Annotated in this window: 20 protein-coding genes; 12 read left to right on the top strand and 8 right to left on the bottom strand. The window is 70.1% G+C overall.

Features of this window, described 5'->3' with window-relative positions; all coding sequences use genetic code 11:
• Positions 1–8 precede the first annotated feature (8 nt).
• The 6 genes from VFR64_14685 to VFR64_14660 form a co-directional block, all read right to left on the bottom strand.
• Positions 9–1,358, bottom strand: a complete 1,350-nt coding sequence (locus tag VFR64_14685) for a TRAP transporter large permease subunit (GenBank protein HET9490985.1) — start codon at positions 1,356–1,358, stop codon at positions 9–11.
• Positions 1,355–1,969 (bottom strand): TRAP transporter small permease subunit, encoded by a 615-nt coding sequence (locus tag VFR64_14680; protein HET9490984.1) that lies wholly within the window; start codon positions 1,967–1,969, stop codon positions 1,355–1,357. Before VFR64_14680 ends, VFR64_14685 begins: the two co-directional genes overlap by 4 nt.
• Positions 1,970–2,102: 133 nt before the next feature.
• On the bottom strand, positions 2,103–3,257 hold the full coding sequence (locus VFR64_14675; GenBank protein ID HET9490983.1) for a TRAP transporter substrate-binding protein: 1,155 nt from the start codon (positions 3,255–3,257) through the stop codon (positions 2,103–2,105).
• Positions 3,258–3,513: 256 nt separating this feature from the next.
• Complete coding sequence (locus VFR64_14670; protein ID HET9490982.1) at positions 3,514–4,194, bottom strand: PDZ domain-containing protein; 681 nt, start codon at positions 4,192–4,194, stop codon at positions 3,514–3,516.
• A complete protein-coding gene (locus tag VFR64_14665) occupies positions 4,191–4,862 on the bottom strand; it encodes an LON peptidase substrate-binding domain-containing protein (protein ID HET9490981.1) in 672 nt (223 codons plus the stop codon). The genes VFR64_14670 and VFR64_14665 overlap by 4 nt, the downstream gene beginning before the upstream one ends.
• 10 nt (positions 4,863–4,872) lie before the next feature.
• On the bottom strand, positions 4,873–5,970 hold the full coding sequence (locus VFR64_14660; GenBank protein HET9490980.1) for an Mrp/NBP35 family ATP-binding protein: 1,098 nt from the start codon (positions 5,968–5,970) through the stop codon (positions 4,873–4,875).
• A 92-nt stretch (positions 5,971–6,062) separates the two neighbouring features.
• Between VFR64_14660 and VFR64_14655 the strand changes: the two genes are divergently transcribed.
• Genes VFR64_14655 through VFR64_14610 form a run of 10 tightly spaced genes read left to right on the top strand, consistent with a single transcriptional unit; the run spans position 6,063 to position 16,781 of the window.
• Entirely contained in the window at positions 6,063–6,545 is a 483-nt protein-coding gene (locus VFR64_14655) for a flavin reductase family protein (GenBank protein HET9490979.1), read from the top strand.
• Positions 6,542–7,630: a DegT/DnrJ/EryC1/StrS family aminotransferase gene (locus VFR64_14650; protein ID HET9490978.1), complete on the top strand. Its 1,089-nt coding sequence runs from the start codon at positions 6,542–6,544 to the stop codon at positions 7,628–7,630. Before VFR64_14655 ends, VFR64_14650 begins: the two co-directional genes overlap by 4 nt.
• A complete protein-coding gene (locus VFR64_14645; protein HET9490977.1) occupies positions 7,627–9,372 on the top strand; it encodes an ABC transporter ATP-binding protein in 1,746 nt (581 codons plus the stop codon). Before VFR64_14650 ends, VFR64_14645 begins: the two co-directional genes overlap by 4 nt.
• A gap of 44 nt (positions 9,373–9,416) precedes the next feature.
• Entirely contained in the window at positions 9,417–9,776 is a 360-nt protein-coding gene (locus VFR64_14640) for a metalloregulator ArsR/SmtB family transcription factor (GenBank protein HET9490976.1), read from the top strand.
• On the top strand, positions 9,776–10,291 hold the full coding sequence (locus VFR64_14635) for an NADH-quinone oxidoreductase subunit B family protein (GenBank protein ID HET9490975.1): 516 nt from the start codon (positions 9,776–9,778) through the stop codon (positions 10,289–10,291). The genes VFR64_14640 and VFR64_14635 overlap by 1 nt, the downstream gene beginning before the upstream one ends.
• Positions 10,291–12,198, top strand: coding sequence for a proton-conducting transporter membrane subunit (locus tag VFR64_14630; protein ID HET9490974.1), 1,908 nt, complete (start codon positions 10,291–10,293; stop codon positions 12,196–12,198). Before VFR64_14635 ends, VFR64_14630 begins: the two co-directional genes overlap by 1 nt.
• Complete coding sequence (locus VFR64_14625) at positions 12,198–13,139, top strand: NADH-quinone oxidoreductase subunit H (GenBank protein ID HET9490973.1); 942 nt, start codon at positions 12,198–12,200, stop codon at positions 13,137–13,139. Before VFR64_14630 ends, VFR64_14625 begins: the two co-directional genes overlap by 1 nt.
• A complete protein-coding gene (locus VFR64_14620; protein HET9490972.1) occupies positions 13,136–13,780 on the top strand; it encodes a hypothetical protein in 645 nt (214 codons plus the stop codon). The genes VFR64_14625 and VFR64_14620 overlap by 4 nt, the downstream gene beginning before the upstream one ends.
• Positions 13,777–15,207 carry a proton-conducting transporter membrane subunit gene (locus tag VFR64_14615; protein HET9490971.1) on the top strand — a complete coding sequence of 477 codons (1,431 nt, stop codon included), beginning with the start codon at positions 13,777–13,779 and terminating at the stop codon, positions 15,205–15,207. The genes VFR64_14620 and VFR64_14615 overlap by 4 nt, the downstream gene beginning before the upstream one ends.
• Entirely contained in the window at positions 15,204–16,781 is a 1,578-nt protein-coding gene (locus tag VFR64_14610; protein ID HET9490970.1) for an NADH-quinone oxidoreductase subunit C, read from the top strand. The genes VFR64_14615 and VFR64_14610 overlap by 4 nt, the downstream gene beginning before the upstream one ends.
• Before the next feature lie 95 nt (positions 16,782–16,876).
• Here the strand turns inward: VFR64_14610 and VFR64_14605 are convergent, their stop codons facing one another.
• A complete protein-coding gene (locus tag VFR64_14605; GenBank protein ID HET9490969.1) occupies positions 16,877–18,601 on the bottom strand; it encodes an NAD+ synthase in 1,725 nt (574 codons plus the stop codon).
• Positions 18,602–18,663: 62 nt separating this feature from the next.
• Between VFR64_14605 and VFR64_14600 the strand changes: the two genes are divergently transcribed.
• The gene (locus tag VFR64_14600; GenBank protein ID HET9490968.1) at positions 18,664–20,220 is read left to right on the top strand and encodes an ABC transporter substrate-binding protein; all 1,557 of its coding nucleotides are present in this window, start codon (positions 18,664–18,666) and stop codon (positions 20,218–20,220) included.
• Positions 20,217–20,405: a hypothetical protein gene (locus tag VFR64_14595; protein ID HET9490967.1), complete on the top strand. Its 189-nt coding sequence runs from the start codon at positions 20,217–20,219 to the stop codon at positions 20,403–20,405. Before VFR64_14600 ends, VFR64_14595 begins: the two co-directional genes overlap by 4 nt.
• Before the next feature lie 51 nt (positions 20,406–20,456).
• Here the strand turns inward: VFR64_14595 and VFR64_14590 are convergent, their stop codons facing one another.
• Positions 20,457–21,542, bottom strand: coding sequence for a TIGR00730 family Rossman fold protein (locus VFR64_14590; GenBank protein ID HET9490966.1), 1,086 nt, complete (start codon positions 21,540–21,542; stop codon positions 20,457–20,459).
• Positions 21,543–21,595: the final 53 nt, after the last annotated feature.

The raw sequence follows: 21,595 nt of genomic DNA, 5'->3' as shown, positions 1-21,595 counted from the left end.
CGGGCGGCTCACCGCGGCGTGTAGAGATAGTCCGGCAGCCACAGGGCGAGCCCCGGGAAGATATAGACCATCGCCATGCACAGGAACACCATGAACACGAAGGGCAAGGCCCCCTTGAAGATGTCGGCGAGCTGGACGTGCGGCGGCGCCACGCCCTTGAGGTAGAAGGCGGCCATGGCCACCGGAGGCGTGTTGAACGCGGTCTGGGTGTTGAGGGCGACCAGGATGCCGAAGAAGATCGGGTCGACCTGGAACGTGTCGAGCAGCGGCAGGAAAATCGGCACGAAGATGATGATGATCTCGGTCCACTCCAGCGGCCACCCGAGCACGAAGATGATGGACTGGGCGAGCAGCAGGAACCCCGTGGAGGACAGGTTCATGGCCAGGAAGAGGCGCTCGATGACGCCCTGCCCGCCGAGCAGGGCGAAGACCGACGAGAAAGTCCAGGACCCGATGAACAGGTAGCACACCATCGCCGTCGCGCGGGCGCACAGGAACACCGACTCCTTCAGCATCTGGAAATTGAGCGCGCCGTAGGCCCCGGCCAGGACCAGGCTGGCCAGGGCGCCGCCGCCGGCGGCTTCCGACGGAGTCGCCAGCCCGAACAGGATCGCGCCGAGCACCGAGAGGATGAGCAACGCGAGCGGCAGGAACGAGGTCAGCAACCCCCACAGCAGCTCACGGAAGGGGATGTTCGTCTCCTCCGGGGGCAACCGGGGGCAGAGCGCCGGATTGAGGATCGCGCGGCCGACCACGTACACGACGTACAGGCTGGCCAGCAGGAACCCCGGGATGAAGGCGGCCGCGTAAAGCTTGACCGCCGAGATGCCGGCGGTGGCGGCGTAGACGATCAGCAGGATGCTGGGCGGGATCAGGATGCCCAGGCAGCCGCCCGCGCACACCACCCCCGCGGAGAGCTTGACGTCGTACCCGGCCCGCAGCATGGCCGGAAAGGCCAGCAGGCCCATCAGGGTCACTACTGCCCCGACGATGCCCGACGCCGTGGCGAACATGGCGCAAGTAGCGAGGGTGGCCACGGCCAGCGACCCCGGCACGCCCTTGGCGGCGATCTGCAGCGAGCGGAACAGGCGGTCGAGGATGTTGGCGCGCTCCACGACGTAGCCCATGAACAGGAACAGGGGCACGGCGGTCAGCACGTCGTTGGAGGTGACCTCGAAGGCCTTCTGGACGAGCAGGGTAAAGATGCGGTTCTCGAAGAAGTCCTGGCCCGGCGTGTAGTAGGCGTAGAACCCGAAGCCCACGCCCATGGCGATGAGGGTGAAGGCGATGGGGAAGCCAAGCATGATGATGAAGATGAACAGGCCCAGCATCAGCATGCCGACCTGGGGATCGGTCATACGCCCGTCGCCTCGTGGGCGGATGTCGGCGGCGCGCCCTCACGGGCCTGGCGCTGGCGCTCCCGCATCAGGACCGCCTCGGTCTCCTCGACGTCGTGCAGGCGCTGCGGCCACTGGCCCGAACGGAGGCACAGGATGCACCGGATGATCTCGGCGACCCCCTGCGCGAGCAGGAGCACGCCGGTCACGGGGATCAAGGTCTTGAGCGGGAACACCGGCACCCCGGCCGGGCTGAAGATGCTTACCTCCCGGAATCGGATGGACATCGCCGCGTAGCTCCAGCCCGAGTAGATGAAGGCCAGGACACCGGGCAGGTAGAAGACGATGTAGAGCGCCAGGTCCATGGCGGCCTGCAGCCGCGGCCGCCAGAACCGGTACATCACGTCGCCGCGCACGTGGCCGTTACGGGACAGCGTGTAGGCGCCGGCCATCAGGAACAGGGCGCCGTAGGTGATGTAGCTGATGTCGAAGGCCCAGGTGGTCGGCGCGTTCAGGGCGTAGCGCATGAACACCTCGTAGCTGACCCCGAAGGTGAGGACAAGGATCAGCCAAGCGAAGGCCTTGCCGACCCAGGTGCTGAGGGAATCGATGAAGAGGAGAAAGCGACTCATGTCCGTTCACGCCGCGGACGCCGTCGCTCCATCCAACCCCCCCGCACTCGGAGGGGGCCGCGACCGGCCCCCTCCAAACCATCCCGACCTCGCCCCGGCTTCGCCCGCACCGAGCCGCCGGCTGCTTGCCCCGTTACAGCTTCACCTTGCCGAAGTGATGCTCGTAGGCGCCGCGGTAGTCAGTGGAGTTGAACATACCGTAGTACACCACGCGCTTCACCCAGGCCTTCTGGGAATCCATGACCTTCTTCATGAAGGGATCCTTGCTCAGCACCTCGATCAGACCGTCCCAGGCCTTGATCTGCGCGTCGAACACGTCCTTGGGCGTCCGGATGACGTTGACCTTGTCCTTGCTGATCAGGTCCTGGAGGTCCTTCGAGTAGTAGTCCATCCCCTTCCACTCGTTGGCCGAGGAGGCCGCCTCGGCGCCATACTGGAGGATGGCCTGGTGCTCCTTGGGCAGCGCGTTGAACTTGGTCCGGTTGAACATGATCTCGAAGTACTCGGTGGCCTGATGGTGACTGCCCATCATGTAGTTCTTGGCCACGTCCTGGGCTCCGAAGCGGCGGTCGGAGGTCGGATTGTTGAACTCGAAGGCGTCGATGACCCCGCGCTCCATGGCGGGCACGATCTCGCCCCCCGGAAGCTGGGACACCCTCACGCCCATGGCCTGGAAGAGGTCGGCGGCCAGGCCGACCGTGCGGTACTTCAGGCCCTTGAGGTCGGCCGCGCTCTTGACCGGCCGCTTGAACCAGCCGAGCGGCTGCGTCGGCATCGGCATGACGAAGAAGCTGATCACGTTGACCTTCATGATCTTGGTCTGCAGCTCATGGAAAAGCTCACGGCCGCCACCATTGTGAATCCAGCCGAGCCCCTCGTTGGCGTTGAAGCCGAACACGGGGCCGGTGCCGAAGAGCGAGGCGGCCTTGTGCTTGCCGTACCAGTACACGGTGACGGTGTGCGCGGCGTCGATCTGGCCGCCGTGCACGCCGTCCAGCACCTGGAAGGGATGGACCACCGCGCCGCCGACGAGATAGTCGATCTTGAGGCGGCCGCCCGCCATCTCGTTCACGCGCTTGACGTAGTCCTCGGCGAACTCGTTGAACACGTCCTTGGCGCCCCAGGATCCCTGCATCTTCAGTACCGTGGTCTGGGCCCGGGACACCATCGGGAAGCCGACCGTAGCGGCGCCGGCGGCCCCGGCGGCTACCGCGGCCTTCTTGAGGAAGCTGCGCCGTGCCCCTGGCGACGGCATGCTCTCGCCCACCTGCTTGACCGTGTCACTCATACTCTCGCTCCTTTCCCTGTCGGCGGTGTGGCACTCTCCCGAGGCGAGCGGACATGAGGCTCATGTGACCTGCTAAGGTCAACGGGTTGCCGGTGTGCGATGTTCCCGGCGGACGGGCGCCGCCGGCGATGTCTGGCCGTCTCGAGTCCTATGACCACGCGTCGCAAGACGACCGCGGGTTCGATCCCGGGTGGCCGGCTGGTCCAACCACGGCGCAGACCTTACGCGGTCTGACCAGAGCTTGTCAAGGCGGCGCTCAGGGCACGGGAAGCGCCAGGTTCAGACGGCTGTCCCCGCGCCGGACCGCGAGCTCGAGCGGCCGGTCGAGCGGCGCCTCGGCCAGCGCCTGCCGCGCGGCGTCCCGGGTGAGCACCGGTCGCTCTCCGATCTGAACCAGGATGTCGCCGACGAGCAGACCCGCCTTCTCGGCAGCCCCCCCGCGGATGACGGCGCCGACGGTAGGCCCCCGGAGCACCGCGGCCGCGCCGAGGACGCCGGCCGGAGGCTGGACGTCGCGCAGGACGAAGCCGAACTCGGCGGCCACCCGCTCGCCGACCATCTCCCCGGGCATCGCGGTGAGCCGCACGGGAAGCTGGCGGCGTCCCTCGTCCCTGAGCACGGTGAGCGAGGTATCTTCGGCGGTGGACGCCGACGCGATCAGCCGCTGCAGCAGGCGGGTCTCGGTGATGGGCCGGTCACCCACGGCGACGACGATGTCGCCGCTCTGCAGGCCGGCGCGCGCCGCCGGCGTGTCGCTCAGCACCTCCACGATGACGACACCGAAGCCCTCGCGGATCCCGTGACGCGCGCTCACGTCGTTCATCTCCTGCTCGGACATGTCGCGGATGCGGACGCCCAGCCAGGCCCACGACCGGCCGCCGGCGGCGGCCGCGTCGAGCAGCACAAGGGCCAAGGCGGCGGCCAGGAAAAGCTTCATTCGGGCTTGCCCCGCTTGCGCAGCGAACCGAGCAGTCCCTCGAGCGCGGCCGACAACCGGGCCAGGCGCGCCTCGACAGCGAGCGTCTCCAGGAGCTCCTGGCGCACATCGGCATCGGGGACGAAGGCCGCCGCCGCCCGGTCGGCAAGCCGGCCGGGATCGGCCCCCGCCTCCTCCAGCAGGCCGTCGGCGAGGTCGCGCGGCCGATCCAGCGCCTCGAGGAGCTGCCGGCACGCCGCGCGGACCCGCGCCATCAGGGCCGAGACGTCGGTGGCGGGCGGCTCGTCGGCCAGGACCCGCGCCCGGACCACGCGATAGAGCGTGTCGGTGGGTTGCTCGGTCTCGATCCGCACCCGGCTGCGGCCCGCGACCAGGATGTTGAAGCGCCCGGTGGGCAGGCGCTCCCAGCGCACGATCTCGCCGGCTCCGGCCACGAGGGCCACGGGCGGCTTGCCCACATAGCGGGCCTCGTAACCCGGCAGCAGGCGGGTGATGCAGAGGCGCCGGTCGCGGGCCAGCGCGTCCGTAACCATCGCCCGGTAGCGCGCCTCGAAGACGTGGAGCGGTATCACGCTGTGCGGGAAGAGCGTGATGTCGGGGAGCGGGAAGATCGGCAGCACCAGCGCGCCGGCGGGGCCGAACGCGGAGGCCGGCTCGGGGATGGTCATCCCCCTCCGCTCAGCCGATCCGGGGCAGCGTCCGCAACGGCGCCAGCTCGTCGAGACGTCGGGCGACGGCCGCGGCGAGATTGCGGAAGGCGGCGGCCTGGGGCGACTGCGGACGGCGCAGCGTGATGGGCAGTCCCTCGTCGCCGCCGGCCCGCGTCTCCGGATCGAGCGGGAGCTGGGCCAGCAGCGGCACGCCGTACTCCTGGGACAGCCGCTGGCCGCCGGCGCTGCCGAAGACGTCGGTGCGCTCACCGCAGTGCGGGCACACGAAGGCGCTCATGTTCTCGACGATGCCGAGGATCGGCACGTTGAGACGCTGGAACATCGCCACCGCCTTGCGCACATCCAGCAGCGCGACGTCTTGCGGCGTGGTCACCATCACCACGCCGCTCAGCGGAATGACCTGGGACAGCGAGAGCTGGGCGTCGCCCGTGCCGGGCGGCATGTCGAAGACCAGGTAATCGAGCGCGCCCCAGGCCACGTCTTTGAGCATCTGCTGGATGAACGAGTGGATCATCGGCCCGCGCCAGACCACCGCCTCCCGCTCGCCGACGAGCAGCCCCAGCGACATGAGCTTCAGGCCGTGGGCTTCCACGGGGAGGATCTTGTTGGCGAGCATTCCGGGCTGGTCGCGGCTGCCCAGCATGAGCGGGACGTCGGGGCCGTAGACGTCGCTGTCCACGATGCCCACGTGCGCGCCGCCGAGCCGCAGGGCCACCGCCAGATTGACGGCCACCGTGGACTTGCCCACACCGCCCTTGCCCGACGACACCGCGATGGTGTGCTGGACCTCGGGAATCATGTCGGCGGGTCGGCTCGCTGGCGGCGCTGCCGCCGCCGGCGCGGCCGCCGCCGCTCGCGCCGCCGGGGCGCTGCCGAGCTTGACCTGGACGCGTGTCACGCCGGGGATCTGGCCGACCACGCGGGAGGCCATGCTGTGCAGGGAGGCCTTGGCGGCCGGCGGGTGGCTGGTCAGAGCCAGCGTGAACGTGACCTCGGAATCGTGGATGTGCAGATCCTTGACCAGCCCCTGCGTGACGATGTCGGACTGCCCGGCCGGGTCTCTGACGCTACGGAGCGCGTCGAGGACGGCTTGCTCGCTGACCATACGGCGTCACTATACCTTACCGTCGGGGCGGCGCAACGCCCTCGGGGCGGCGGACCTTGCGTTGAGCGGCCCGCTCCTGATAGAACGTTACGGTGATCGGTCCCGACGAGTTCCGCCGCGTCCTGGGCCACTTCGCGACCGGCGTCACCATCGTGACCACCTGTGATGCCGAGGCCCGCCCCTCCGGCCTGACCGTCAGCGCCTTCGCGTCCCTGTCGCTCGATCCGCCGCTGGTGCTCGTGTGCGTCGATCACAAGTCTCAGACCTTTCCGGCTCTGCGCGACACGGGCCGCTTCGCCGTCAACGTCCTCACCACCGACCAGGAGGCGCTTTCCCGGCGGTTCGCCTCCACGCGCCTGGACAAGTTCGATGCCGCGGCCTATCGGATCAGCGACATGGGGCTGCCGCTGCTCACCGCCGCGCTGGCTCACATCGAGTGCGTGACCGCGTCCACCCACGTGGAAGGCGACCACACGATCTTCGTCGGCCGCGTCGAGCGGGCCGCCACGAATGACGGTGAGCCGCTGCTCTACTTCCGTGGCCGGTACAACCGCCTCAGCGACAAGCCGGCGTGATCCCGCTGTCGCGCCCGCCGGTGGACGACGAGATCAAGCACGCGGTACTGGCCGCCATCGACTCGCGGCGGTACATCCTCGGCCCGCAGTGCCAGGCCCTGGAGGCCGAGCTGGCCGGTCACGCCAGCGTCAGGCACGCCGTCCTCACCAGCTCGGGCACGGCCGCCCTGTGGCTCTCGCTGCGTGCGCTGGGCGTCAAGGCAGGCGACGAGGTGCTGGTGCCCGCGCACACGGCCTTTCCCACCGTCGAGGCCATCTGCGTGGCCGAAGCGACGCCCGTCTTCGTCGACGTGGATCGCTGGTACACGTACGACGTCGAGGATGCCGTCGCCAAGATCACGCCCCGCACGGTGGGGCTCGTGCCCGTGCATCTCTACGGGGAGCCGGCGGACATGGCAGCCGTCCAGGACCTGGCCGCGCGGTTCGGGCTGTGGATTCTCGAGGACTGTGCCCAGGCGCACGGCGCGGCATGGGACGGCCGCCCCGTGGGCAGCTTCGGGCGGGCCGCCGTCCTGTCGTTCTATCCCTCGAAGAACCTGCCGGCGCTCGGCGACGGCGGCGCCGTGCTGACCTCGGACGACGAGCTGGCCGCCCGCTGCCGACGGCTGCGCGACCACGGGCGGCTGGGCAAGGACCTGCACGATGAGATCGGCTTCAACCTGCGCTTCGGCGAGCTGCCGGCGGCCGCGCTTCGGGTCCTGCTGCGCCGGCTCCCGGCAATGAACGCGCGCCGCCGGGCCCTGGCCGCCCGGTACGCGCGCGGGCTGGCCGACCTGCCCCTGGTCTTGCCCGAGGAGCGGCCGCGGGCCGGCCACGTCTATCATCTCTACGTGGTGAGGACGCCTGACCGGGACGCGCTGGCCGCGTTCCTCGAGGGCCGCGGGATCGAGACCGGCATTCACTACCCGGTGCCGGCCCACCGCCAGCCCGCGCTGGAGCGCCTGGACCCCCCGGCCCTGCCGTGGACCGAGCGCCTGGCCCAGGAGGTTCTCAGCTTGCCGATCTCGGCGCAGCACACGGAGGCGGAGATCGACGCGGTGGTGGCGGCGGTGCGGGAGTTCTTCGAGACACGCCGCGCGGGGTGAAGTTGCCGGTCAGCCCGTACCGACGGCTCCTGCCCTACATCCGGCCGCACCTGCCGTGGCTCATCGTGGGCAGCGTGCTGGCCATCGTGGTGGCCGCCATGGAGGGCGTGGTGGCCTGGCTCGTCAAGCCCGCGATGGACGAGATCTTCATCAAGCGCGACCTCCTGATGCTGAAGCTCATTCCCCTGGCCCTGGTGGCCGCCTACGTCGTCAAGGCCGGCGCCCGCTACGCGCAGGCCTATCTCATGGCCTCGGTGGGCGAGCGCGTGGTGGCCGCCCTGCGCCACGACCTCTACACGCACATCCAGGGCATGCCGCTGGCCTTCTTCGCCGACCTGCACTCCGGCGACCTCATGTCACGCATCCTGGGCGACGTGGGCCGGCTGGCCCGCGTGTCCTCGGGCGCCCTGGTGCTCGTGGTCCGGCAGGTGGCGACGATCGTGGCGCTGCTCGTGGTGATGTTCCTGCGCGAGTGGCTGCTGACGCTGGCCGCTCTCGTCGCCTTCCCGCTGATCGCCCTCATGGTGAAGCGCATCGGCGAGCGGCTGTACAACATCAACCGGCGCGCCCAGGAGCGCATCGCCCAGCTGGCCGTCATGCTCCACGAATCCTTCGCGGGGACGAAGATCGTCAAAGCCTTCGGGCGGGAGGCCCACGAGCGCCGACGCTTCGACCAGCTCAACGACCGGCTGCTCACCCTGTCCCTCAAGAATGTCCGGGCCGACGAGGCGACCGAGCCGCTCATGGAGGTGGCCGCCGCCCTGGGCATCGTGGCCGCCATGCTGTACGGCGGCTACCGGGTGATCCACGGCGACATGACTCCCGGGACGTTCTTTTCCTTCACGGCCGCCGTCATCATGCTCTACGGCCCGGTCCGGCGCCTGGCCCGGGCCCTGAACACCATTCAGCAGACGGCCGGTTCGGTGGAGCGGGTGTTCGAGATCATCGACCGCCCGCCGGCGCTCAGCGACAAGCCGGGCGCCGTCGTGCTGAAGGGCTTCGAGCGCGAGATCGTGTTCGACCGGGTCGACTTCCGGTATCCCGGGGCCGAGGACTTCACGCTCAAGGACATCGCCCTCACGGTGCGCAAGGGTGAGGCGGTCGCCTTCGTGGGGATGAGCGGCGCCGGGAAATCCACGCTGATGGACCTGCTGCCCCGCTTCCACGACGTGACGGCCGGGCGCATCCTCATGGACGGCCACGATGTCCGGGACATCACCCAGGCCTCGCTGCGCGACCAGATCGGCATCGTCACCCAGGAGACGTTCCTGTTCAGCGATTCTGTCTACTACAACATCGCCTACGGGCGGCTGGACGCGACGGCCGACGAGGTGGTGGCCGCCGCCCGCCTGGCCCAGGCCCACGACTTCATCGAGGCCTGCCCCGAGGGCTATCAGACCCTGGTCGGCGAGCGCGGCGTCCGGCTCAGCGGCGGGCAGCGCCAGCGGATCGCCATCGCCCGGGCCTTCCTCAAGAACCCGCCCATCCTCATCCTCGACGAGGCCACCTCGGACCTCGACGCCGAAAGCGAGTTCATGGTCCAGCAAGCCCTCGCCGAGCTCATGCGGGGTCGGACCGTCCTCGTCATCGCCCACCGGCTGGCCACCGTCCGCAGCGCCGACCGCATCGTCGTCGTGCACGAGGGCCGGATCGCCGAGGCCGGCCGCCACGACGAGCTCCTGGCCCGCGACGGCCTCTACCGCCGGCTCTACGCCCTGCAGATGGAGGGGGTGCCCGGCTAGACGATAAACTTGACTATATAAGAATATTTATATATATCTGGGCCGTGTCCCGGGCCGCCCCCACTGACCTCCAGCGCTTCAAGGCCGACTTCTTCAAGGCCCTGGCCCATCCCCTCCGGATCCGTCTCCTCGAGCTGCTGCGAGCGCGGGAGCACAGCGTCCAGGAATTGCAGGCGGCCCTCGGACTCGACCAGTCCACCGTCTCCCAGCAGCTCGCCGTGCTCCGCGCCAAGAACGTCGTCGGCGCGCGCAAGGAGCGCACGACGGTCCGCTACGCGGTGCGCGACCCCCTGGTCGGCGATCTCCTCGACGTGGCCCGGCGCATCTTCAACAACCAGTTGACGGGCACCCGGACCCTCCTCCGCGAGCTCCAGCGCGAGGCGCGCCGGCCGGCGCGGCGGTGATGCTCCGTCAGCTCCGCGCTGCCCTGCGCGCCGGCATCGTCACCGAGCCCGCCGCCCCCGACGAGTCGCTCTCGCTGGAGGCGCTGGGCACGCGGCTGGCCGGGGAGATCCGCCGGCGGTTCGGGCGCTCGCTCCACATCCGGCAGGTGGATGCCGGCTCCTGTAACGGCTGCGAGCTCGAGATCGGGGGCCTCACCGGACCTCACTACGACCTCGAGCGCTTCGGCTTGCACTTCGTGGCCTCCCCCCGGCATGCCGACTGCCTGCTGGTGACGGGGCCGGTGACGCTCAACATGGCCGAGGCGCTGCGGCGCACGTACGAGGCCACGCCGGATCCGAAGATCGTGATTGCCGTGGGCGATTGCGGGCGCGATGCCGGCATCTTCCGCGGCTCCTACGCCGTGGTCGGGGGCGTCGGGGATGTCATCCCCGTCCACGCGGTGATCCCCGGCTGCCCGCCCTCGCCGCGGACGCTCCTGGCCGGATTGCTCGCGATCATCGGGCAGGCCCGCTGATGGCGGCGCTCGCCTATGTCCTCGCCGCCGGCGGCGGGCTGGCGGCGGCGCTGCTGGGCCTGGCCGGTATGGCGGGCGCGACGTTCACCGTGGCCGCGCCCGCGCTCTTGCCGCTGGGAGGCCTCGAGCTCACGCTGGACCCGCTCGGCGGCTTCTTCCTGGCGCTGATCGGCGGCGCCGCCATCCCGGCCTCCCTCTACGCCGTCGGCTATGGCGGGGGCGAGCGGCGTGGCCTCCTGGCCTACAACGTGTTCGTGGCGTCCATGTGCGCCGTGCCGTTGGCGGCCAACGCCCTCACCTTCCTGCTGGCCTGGGAACTCATGTCGCTCGCCTCCTACGTGCTGGTCGCGCAGTCGGGCGATCGCGAGGCCGTCAGCGCCGCGTGGGTCTACGCCGTGATGACGCAGGCCGGGCTGGCCTGCCTGCTGGCCGGGATGCTGCTGCTGGGCGTCTGGACGGACAGCTTCCGGTTCGCGGACTGGTCGGCGACGGCGTCCACCCTGCCGCCCGCCGGCGCCGGCCTGGCGTTTGCGCTGCTCGGGCTCGGCTTCGGCGCCAAGGCCGGGGTGATTCCGCTCCACGTCTGGCTGCCGCTGGCCCATCCGGCCGCGCCCAGCCACGTCTCGGCGCTCATGTCCGGGGTGATGATCAAGCTCGGGATCTACGGCCTCATGCGGATCAGCCTGGACTGGCTCGGGGACGGCCAGGCCTGGTGGGGGATCGCCGTCATGCTGGCCGGCGTGATCTCGGCGGTGGCCGGAGTGCTCTACGCCCTCGTGGAGCACGACCTCAAGCGGCTGCTGGCCTTCCACAGCATCGAGAACATCGGCATCATCCTCATCGGCCTGGGCGCCGGCATGCTCTTCCACCTGGCCAGCCTGCCCGCGCTCGCGCTGCTGGGCTTCGCCGCAGCGCTGTACCACACGCTCAACCACGCTGCGTTCAAGGCGCTGCTCTTTCTCGGGGCGGGTGCGGTCCTGCACGCCACGGGGACGCGGAACATGGAAGAGATGGGAGGGCTCATCAAGCGGATGCCGTGGACGGCGGCGGCGTTCCTGGTGGGCTCGGCCGCCATCGCCGCGCTGCCGCCGCTCAACGGCTTCGTCAGCGAGTGGCTCACGTTCCAGGCCCTGCTGCAGAACCTCAGGATCGACCGTGCCGAGCAGAATCTGGTGTTCGCCCTGGGCATCGCCGGCCTGGCGCTCACCAGCGGTCTGGCCATGGCCTGTTTCGTGAAGGCCTTCGGCATCACGTTCCTGGCCCTGCCCCGCAGCGAGGCCGCCGCCCGCGCCCACGAGGCGTCCTGGCCCATGCGCGCGGGCATGGGGCTGCTCGCTCTGGCCTGCGTCGGCCTGGGGTTGGCGCCCACCCTGGTGGTGCCGGCCCTGGTCCGCGTCGGCGCCGACGTCATGCGCGTGCCGGACCCGGCCAACCTCGGTGGCTGGCTCACGCTCAACATCTCCGGCGAGTTCGCGAGCCTGTCGACGGTGGCGGTGGGGGCCGCACTGCTGGCCGCCCTGGCCCTGCCCGCCGTGCTCCTCGCCGCCGCCGGCGTCGGCCGCCGGCGGCGGCTCTACGAGACGTGGGGCTGTGGCCGCCTGGTGCAGACCGCGCGCATGGAGTACACCGCCACCGCCTTCGCCAATCCCTTCAAGCGCATCTTCGACTTCTTCTATCGCCCGGTCGCCCAGCTCGACATCGAGGCGCATCCGGAATCGCGGTTTTTCGTCACCCGGATCGAGTACGCCAACCCCACGCACTCGGTCTTCGACCGGTGGCTCTACCGTCCCGCGCTGGGCGTGCTCCACCGCACCGCGCGCCGCGCCCGGCTCCTCCAATCCGGCAGCGCCAATCTCTACCTCATCTATATCCTGGCCGCGCTGCTGGCCCTGCTGGTGCTCGCGTGATGGCCGACGTGATGGCCGCGCTGGCCCAGCTGGCCGTCGTCGGCCTGGGCGGCCCGCTCCTCGTGGGCCTGCTCCGCGCGTTCAAAGCCCGGCTGGCCGGCCGGCGGGGGCCCCGCCCGTGGCAGCCCTGCGCCGACCTCGTGAAGCTCCTGGGCAAGGAGCCGGTCGTCTCCACCACTACCTCCTGGATCTTCCGCTTCACGCCCTACGTGCTGGTGGCCACGATGCTCGTCGCCGCCCTCGTGGTGCCGGTGCTCGTGAGCCGCCCCCTGCTCGCGTTCGCCGGCAACATCATCCTGCTGATGTACCTGTTCATGCTCGGCACGTTCTTCCTCGCGCTGGCCGGCCTGGACGCCGGCAGCGCCTTCGGCGGCATGGGCTCGAGTCGGGAAGTCGCGGTGGCCGCTCTGGCCGAGCCGACCATCGTGATCGCCGTGTTCGCCCTGGCACTGCGGGCCGACACCATCAACCTGGGCGGCGTCGTCGAGCGCTTCGCCGGCGATCCCCTCCTGGTCGCCAACCCCGGCCACCTGCTGGCCTTCGCCGCCTTCTTCGTGGTCATGATCGCGGAGACGGGCCGCCTGCCGGTCGACAACCCCGCCACGCACCTGGAATTGACGATGATCCACGAGGCCATGGTGCTCGAGTATTCCGGCCACTATCTGGCGCTGGTGGAGTGGGCCGCGAGCATGAAGCTGTTTGTCTTCCTCGCGTTGCTGGCCAACCTCTTCCTGCCCTGGGGCGTCTCCGCCGAAGTGGCGCCGGGGCCGGTGGCGCTGGCGGTTCTGGCGCTGGGCGCGAAGCTGCTCGTCCTCGCCGCGGCTCTGGCCCTGGTCGAGACCTCGGTGGCCAAGCTCCGGCTCTTCCGGGTGCCGGAGCTGCTGGCGGGATCGTTCGCGCTGGCGCTGCTCTCGGTCACCGCGGTGTTCCTGCTGCGATGACAGCCCTCACGAACCTGCTGGCCTTTCTCGGGCTCGTGGTGACGCTACTCATCGTCTGGCGACAGGGCTGGCCGGGACGGCTCGCCCTCTTCGTGGCCCAGTCGCTGCTCCTCGCGCTCCTCGCCGTCGTCATCGGGATCCTGGCCGGCAAGCCCGGCCTCCTCGTCGTCGCCGCCGTGGTGGTGCTCCTCAAGGCCTGGCTCATCCCCCGCGCGCTGGCCCGGATGGGGGCCGGCACGCCGGTGCTGCGGCCCCTCGCCCCCGGGCGGTCCTCCGCGGTCCCGCTGCTCGTGTCAGGAGGTCTCGTCGTCGTCGCCTATGCCGTGATGCTGCCCGTCAACGCCGCCACCACGCTGCCCACCGAGGGCGGCATCCCGCTGGCCTTCGCCATGGCCCTCATCGGCCTGTTCGTCTGCGTCACCGGACGCGATGCGCTGGGCCACCTGCTCGGCTTCCTCATGTTCGAGAACGGGATCTTCGGGTTAGCCCTGCTGGCCACCTACGGCCTACCCGGCCTGGTCGAGGCGGGCGTGTTCCTCGACGTCCTGGCCATCGTGCTCTTGATGGAAGGCGTGGTCCTTCGGGTCCGCCGCGAGCACGACTCCATCGACGTGGACCGGTTGCGGGAGCTGCGGGGATGAGCCTGCTCCTGCTGCTGGCCGCTCCTCTCGCCGGGGCCGCCGTGCTGACGCGCGCGGTCGGCGGCGTTGCCCGCGCCGTGAACGCGCTCACCGCGGCGGTCACGCTGGCCGCCGCCGCAGCCGTCGTCGCCGCGGTGGCGCGACAGGGCAGCGTGACGGCGCTCGACGGCTTGCTCCGCGCCGATGCCCTGTCGGCGTGGATGGCGGGGCTGGTGGGGCTGATCGCGGCCCTGGCCGCGCTGGAGGCGCCCCGTCAGGTGCCGCCGGACGAAGGCCGGCGCTTTTACCCGCTGCTCCACCTCTTCACCTTCACCATGCTGCTGGCCGTGACCACCGACGACGTCGGGCTCATGTGGGTGGCTGTCGAAGGCACCACCCTGGCCTCCGTGTTCCTGGTGAACTTCGAGCGGTCCCGGTCTTCGCTGGAGGCGTCGTACAAGTACCTGCTCATCTGCTCCGTCGGCGTGGCCATCGCGTTCGCCGGCACCGTGCTCGTGTACTTCGCCGACGTCCAGCAGTTCGGCGACCAGGCCTACGCGCTGCGATGGACGACCCTGCTACGGCTGGCCCCGGGACTGCCGGCTCCGGTGATCCAGCTGGCCTTCGTGTTCCTCCTCGTCGGCTACGGCACCAAGGCCGGCCTGGCGCCCATGCACACCTGGCTGCCCGACGCCCACAGCGAAGCGCCGGCCCCGGTGAGCGCGTTGATGTCCGGCGTGCTCCTGAGCGTTGGCCTCTACGCGGTGTTGCGGTTCAAGGCGGTGGTCGATCTGGCGGCGGGCCCGGACTTCGCCGGCCGCCTGCTGGTGGCGCTGGGCCTGGCCTCGCTGGGCGTGGCGGCGGCGTTTCTCTGGGCCCCCCGCAACTACAAGCGCATGCTCGCCTACTCCAGCGTGGAGCACGTGGGAGTGGTCTGTCTCGGGCTGGGCTTCGGCGGGCCCCTGGGCGTGGCCGGAGCCGTCCTGCACATCGGCAATCACGCCCTGGCCAAGTCGGTGCTGTTCCTGCTGTCGGGTCGCATCCGCGCCGCCTATGGCACCGCCGAGATCCCGGCGGTGAGCGGCCTGCTCCGGGCCATGCCGGTCACGGGACGCGGCTTCCTGGTCGCCATGCTGGCCCTCATGGGCCTGCCACCCTTCGGCCTGTTCGTGAGCGAGGTGATGATCTTCGCCGCGGGCTTTCAGGCAGGGTACGCGCCGGCGGCTGCGCTCGGCCTGGCCCTGCTCGTCGTGGCCTTCTCCGGGCTCCTGCGCGCCGCCCATCGCATGCTCTACGGCCCGGTCACCGGCCAGGTCTCGGAGAACCCTCACTGGGCATCCGCGCTGCCCCTCGGCGTCGCGCTGCTCATGCTGGTCGTCACCGGACTGGCGTGGCCTCCGGGCCTGGCCGGAGCGCTCGGGCAGATCGTGAGCCTGCTGGCGCCATGATCCTCACCGCCGAGGCGCTCGCGGAGGCGCTCGCCGCCGGCGGTGTCGCCGCCGTGTCCCGTGACGGCGACGGCGTGCTGCGCGGCCGGCTCGACGCCGCCCGGGTGCCGGCGCTGGCCGACCGGCTCTCCTTGCTGGGCGCGGAGCTCCAGCTCCTCGCCGCCGCCGACAGCACCGCGACGTCCGGAACCTTCACGCTGGCCTACGTCTTCGCTCCGGCGGGCGGCCAGCCGGCCGCCGTGGTGCTGGTAACGCTGCCCGCCGCCATCCCGCGCTTCCCGTCGCTCGCCACGCGCTCGTTCGCGGCCAGCCGCTTCGAGCGCGAGATCCGGGATCTCTTCGGGCTGATCCCGGTGGGCCACCCGGACCCGCGCCGGCTGGCCCTGCACCAGTTCTGGCCCGAGACCTATCATCCGCTTCGCCGCGACGTGGCGGCGCGCCGGGACTTCGTCGACGAGGGCCAGCCGTTCCCCTTCCGCCGGGTCGACGGCGAAGGCATCTTCGAGATCACCGTAGGGCCCGTGCACGCCGGCATCATCGAGCCCGGGCACTTCCGCTTCAGCGTCGAGGGCGAGACGATCGTGAACCTCGAGACGCGCCTGGGCTTCGTGCACAAGGGAATCGAAAAACTCTTCGAGACCCTGCCGTTCGAGCGCACCCTCGAGCTCGCCGAGCGCGTGTCCGGCGACGAGAGCGCCGCCCACGCGTTGGCCTTCGCCCAGGCGCTGGAGACCCTGGCCGGCTGCGCCATCCCGGCGCGAGCCCGCTGGCTGCGGGTCATCCTGCTCGAGCTCGAGCGGCTCTACAACCACGTCGGCGACGTCGGCATGATCGTCAACGACACGGGCTTCGCCTTCGGTCACGCCCACTGCTTCCGTATTCGCGAAGAGCTCCTGCGGCTGAACGACCGGCTCGCCGGCCACCGCCTCCTCCGGGGCGCCATCGTGCCGGGCGGAGTGGCCGGGCCGTTGGCGAAGGCTCCGCTCGACGCGGTGGCCGCCGAGGTCGACCGCCTGGTCGCGGCATTCTTAGAAGTCGCGCGGCTGTGCCTCGACAACACCATGGTGCTGGAGCGCCTGCAGGGCACCGGCCGCCTCACGCCGCGCACGGCCCGCGAGATGCAGGTCGTGGGACTGGTCGGCCGGGCGAGCGGGATCGATGCCGATGCCCGCCGCGACGCCCCCTTCGCCGCCTACGGGGAGCTCGACGTGCGGGTGCCCGCCTACGAGGCAGGCGACGTGTGGGCGCGGACCATGGTGCGGCTCGACGAGGCCCGGGAGGCTGCGCGACTCATCACCCTCGCCGCCGACCGCGCCCCCGGGGGGCCCCCGCGCGCGCCGCTGGGCCCGTTGCCCGCCGAGGCAGACGCGCTCGGCCTCGTCGAGGCCTGGCGGGGACCCATCTGGTACTGGGTGCGGGCCGCGGGGCCACACGAGCTCGCCCGCGTGAAGGTCGTCGACCCCTCGTTCAGGAACTGGCCGGCGCTCGAGTACGCCGTGCTCAAGAACATCGTCCCCGACTTCCCCCTCTGCAATAAATCATTCAACCTCTCGTACTCGGGCAACGATCTCTAGTTGCGCGGAGAGACAGCAACCGTTGTCGCACCTCGCGCGAATGGGGAGGTCTGGAGGGGGCGCGTCTCGTGCCCCCTCCAGGCTAAAAGCTGAAATCAACCCTGCCGGAACCGGTTCACGATGGGCAGCCGCCAGTCGCGACCGAACGCGCGCGGCGTGATCTTGACGCCGATGGGCCCCTGCCGACGCTTGTACTCGTTGGCGTCCACCATGTGCACGACCCGACGAACGGTCTCGGGCGCAAAGCCCCGGGCGACGATGTCGGCCACGCTCTCGTCCTGCTCCACGTACGCTTCCAGGATCGCGTCGAGCTCGGGATAGGGGGGCAGCGTGTCCTGATCCGTCTGGTCGGGCCGCAGCTCGGCCGAGGGCGGCCGGGTGAAGACGGTCTCGGGGATCACCGCGCGGCCGGCCCGCTCGTTGGCGTGGCGGGCCAGCTCGTAGACCAGCGTCTTCGGCACGTCCTTGATGACCGCGAAACCCCCGGCCATGTCGCCGTAGAGCGTGGAGTAGCCCACGCCGATCTCGCTCTTGTTGCCGGTGGTGAGCACGAGCCAGCCGAACTTGTTGCTCAGCGCCATGAGCAGGGTGCCGCGCACGCGCGCCTGGATGTTTTCTTCGGTGACGTCTTCCTTGAGGCCCTTGAAGGGGCGGGCCAGGATACGCCGGAAGGCGCGGAAGGCCGGGGTGATGGGCAGGCGCAGGAACTCGATGCCCAGGTTCTTGGCCAGCCGCCGGGCGTCGGCCCGGGTCCCCGCCGATGAATAGGGCGAGGGCATGGTGACACCGGTGACGTTCTCGCGGCCCAGCGCCTCCACGGCGATGGCAGCCACCAGGGAAGAGTCGATGCCGCCCGACAGCCCGATCACCACCCGCTTGAACCGGTTCTTCTGCACGTAGTCGCGGGTGCCCAGCACGAGGGCCCGGAAGATCTCCTCGACCCGCCCCAGCACGGGGACGTCGCGGGACGGCAGGGGAGGCGCCGGAAGCGCCGGGAGCGCGGGCAGGGTGACGCAGCTGGCCGAGCTCGGGGCCCGGAGCTTCTCCTTGCGGCGCCGGGAGTCGTGCAGGCGCGCGCGGAACACGGCGTCGAGATCGAGGTCGGCGACGATCAGATCTTCCTCGAAGGCGTGGCCCCGGGCCAGCACCTCGCCGCGCTCGTTGACGATCAGGCTGGCGCCGTCGAAGACGAGCTCGTCCTGTCCCCCGACCAGGTTCACGAAAGCCAGGCACACCACCTCGTCGGCGGCCCGGGTGGCCACCATCTTTTCGCGGAAGTGGGCCTTGCCCGCATGGTAGGGCGAGCCGTTGATGGTGACGATCAGCTCGGCGCCGGCCAGGGCCTGGGCGCTGGTGGGTCCCGACGGGTACCAGAGATCCTCGCAGATGTTCACGGCGAAGATGGCGTCGTCCAGGGCGAAGACGGGCGCCTCGGTCCCGGCCTGGAAGTACCGGTTCTCGTCGAACACGCCGTAGTTCGGCAGGTACCGCTTGTGATAGGTCGCTGCGCGCGCGCCGTCGTGCAAAACCGCGGCGGCGTTGAAGACGTCGTCGCGGCGGTCGATGAAGCCGACGATCACGGTGAGCCCCCGGGTCGCCTTGGCCACGTCCTCCAGGGCCCGGAGGTTAGCCTCGATGAACGCCGACTTGAGCACGAGGTCCTCGGGCGGATAGCCGGTCACCGCCAGCTCCGGGAAGGCCAGCAGCCGGCACCCCAGCCGCCGGGCCTCGCCGATCACCTCCGTGATCGTGCGGACGTTGCCCTCGAAGTCTCCCACCGTGGGATTGATCTGGGCGAGGCCCACCCGGAACCGCCGCATGGCGTCATTGTACCCCGCGACACTGGTGGCCAGCCCACGAAGCGTGGTACGAGGAGAAGACCATGCGTCGCCGTCCGCTGCTCGCCCTGGCTCTGACCATCTTCGCGGCGACAGCGGCCGCTGCTCCCACCCCCGGCGTCGCCGCGCCACCCGCGGACACACTGACGGTGGCCCTGACCGCGCAGGCCCCGACGCTCGATCCCCACATGCACTACGAGTGGGTGGGAATCCTCATCAGCCTCAACATGTTCGATTCCCTCCTGCACCGGAACGCCCGGCTCGAGTACGAACCGGGCCTGGCCGTGTCCTGGAAGGCCCTGAACGACACCGTGTGGGAGTTCAAGCTACGCGAGGGCGTGAAGTTCCACAACGGCGCCGTCCTGACCGCGCAGGACGTGAAGTACTCCTTCGAGAGGGTGCTCGATCCTCTGCGCGGATCACCGCAGTACCACAACGTGCGTGCCGTCCGGTCGATCAGGGTGGTGAGCCCGGACACGATCCATCTGATCACCGAGCGGCCAGCCCCGCTCCTGCTCGAGCGGCTGGTCTACTTCCCCATCGTCCCCAAGCAGCACGTCGAGCGCGTGGGCGACGAGGTCTTCGGCCGGTCAGCCCCCGTGGGAACCGGCCCCTGGAAGCTCTCGGAGCTCAAGCCCGGGCAGCACATCCGGCTGGAGGCTTTCGAGGGCCACTGGCGCGGCAAGCCCGCCTTCAAGTTCCTCACGTTCCGGGTCATTCCCGACAAGGTCGCCCAGGTGAACGAGCTCAAGAGGGGCGGCATCGACATCGTCCGCCACGTCTCCGCCGCCCAGATCGCCGACCTCCGGGCCCACCCCCGGATCCGGCTCAGCTCGGCGCCCATCCTGCGCACGCACCACGTCCAGCTGGACATGCGGACCGCGCCGTTCGACAGGAAGGCCGCGCGGCAGGCCGCCAACTATGCCATCGACCGGGACACGATCGTCCGGACCTTGCTGGCCGGGCGAGGAGGCGTCGTGCCGACCGCCGTGCATCCGGCGGCGTTCGGCTACGACGCGGCCGTGACGGCCTATCCCTACGATCCCGACAAGGCCAGGGCGCTGCTGGCCCGCGCCGGCTATCCCGACGGCGTCAGCATCACGCTCCACAGCGCCTTCGTGGAATCCCGTCCGGTGTTCGAGGCCCTCGCCCGGATGCTCACCGCGGCGGGCTTCAAGACCACCCTGCGCACGTGGGAGCCGGGAGAGGCCTGGACGACGTTCTTCCAGCGCGAGGGTAAGGCGACGAACGGCTACTACGGGTCGTGGGGCTCTTATTCAGTCTTCGACGCCGACGCCAGTCTGTACCCGCTCTACCACACGGGCCCCCGGGGGTGGGTGGGCAAGTGGTACACGCGAATCGACGGCCTGGACCACCTGATCGACCAGGCCCGCTCCACGCTCGACGCCGATCTGCGGAAGCGGACCTATGCCCACATCCTCCGACTCCTCAAAGAGGAGTGCCCCAGCATCTTCCTCTTCCACGAGGTCGACACGCTCGCGCTGTCGGACCGGATCGACTACGCCGCCCGCAGCGATCAGTGGCTGTGGTTGTTCGACGCCAAACCACGGTCGCGCGATGGTACGATCGGCGAACGATGAGAGCCAAGACGCCGTGGCTACCGTCCGTCGTGCCGCCAGGAGCCGAGGTCGAGCGCTGTCCCCGGTGTGGGCGGCGCGCCTTGATCCCCTGGACTCTCCGGCGCGATGGGCACACCAAGGTCGTGTTCCGCACGTGGATCTGCACGGAGTGCCAGACGATGGAGGAGCGCCCCGAGCCGGAGTAGTGAGGGGGCCGTCGCGCCCTTAGGCGGGCCAGTAAGCGCCCCCTCCGACGATCAGGGACGCTCGAGCCCGGGGCTGGGCGGGCTGGGCGCCCGGTTGCCGGGACCGCCCAGGTCGTTGATGAAGTCGATCAGCTGGCGCAGGCGGCCGTACGACGTCCGATTGAACGGCAGGGTGAGGCGCGGCAGCGTGGGGAACTCGGCCTGCTCCGGTGGTGTCGGCCCCATCGTCTGATCGACCCGTCCCTTGAGGATGTCCTCGAACTCCCGCTGCACCGCCGCCAGCTCGTCCTCGCCGAGCGCCCGCTGGAGACGGAAGACCAGGTTGTCCCCGACGATGCGGCTGGAGTGAACTACCCGGTAGAAGGCGAGGACTTCGTCCACCGCCTGCTCGCTGCTGTCCACGACGCGATAGAACGTGGTGTCCTGGGGCTCGATGAGCTTGCGCTCCACCAGCGTGGCGGCGATCCAGCGATTCCAGATCCGCCAGTAGGGTTTAGGGCCCGTCTCGACCAGGACGACGGGGACGATGGCGGATTTGCCCGTCTGCATGAGGGTCAACAGCTCGAAGGCCTCGTCCATGGTGCCGAACCCGCCGGGGAACAGCGTCACCGCGCTCGCCTCTTTGAGCAGGAAGAGCTTGCGGGTGAAGAAGTACTTGAAGGTGATGAGCTTGGGGTCGGCGGCGATCCACGGGTTGGCCTCCTGCTCGAACGGCAGGCGGATGTTCAGCCCGAAGCTCCGCTCCCCTCCGGCCCCCTCCTGGGCGGCGCCCATGATGCCGGCCCCCGCTCCGGTGACGACCATCCACCCCTGCTCCACCATGCGACGGCCAAATTCCCGGGCCGCCGCCGCCGCCGCCTCGTCCGGGGAGATCCGGGCCGACCCGAACACCGTCACCTTGCGGACGTCCCGGTAGGGCGCGAACACCTTGTAGGCGTAGCGGAGCTCCTTGAGGGTGGCGTTGGTGATCTTGAGGTCGCCGGTGGAGGCACCGTCCTCGTGGAGCTTCAGCACCGTCGTCAGCATGTGCTGGATCCACAGACGCCGCTCCGGCGGAACGCCGGTGACGTCCAGGATCTCGAGAATCAGACGATTGGCGGCCTCGTTCTGCAGCTGATAACGGCGGGGTTCCGGCACATCTTCGAGTATACCGCCCGGGGCTCCCCGACCTTGCCGTTCCGCAGGCGGGC

Source organism: Candidatus Methylomirabilota bacterium (assembly GCA_035709005.1).
In the GTDB taxonomy this organism is placed as follows: domain Bacteria; phylum Methylomirabilota; class Methylomirabilia; order Rokubacteriales; family CSP1-6; genus 40CM-4-69-5.
The sequence above is the reverse complement of the archived record's forward strand: the minus strand, read 5'-3'. Positions and strand labels throughout refer to the sequence as shown.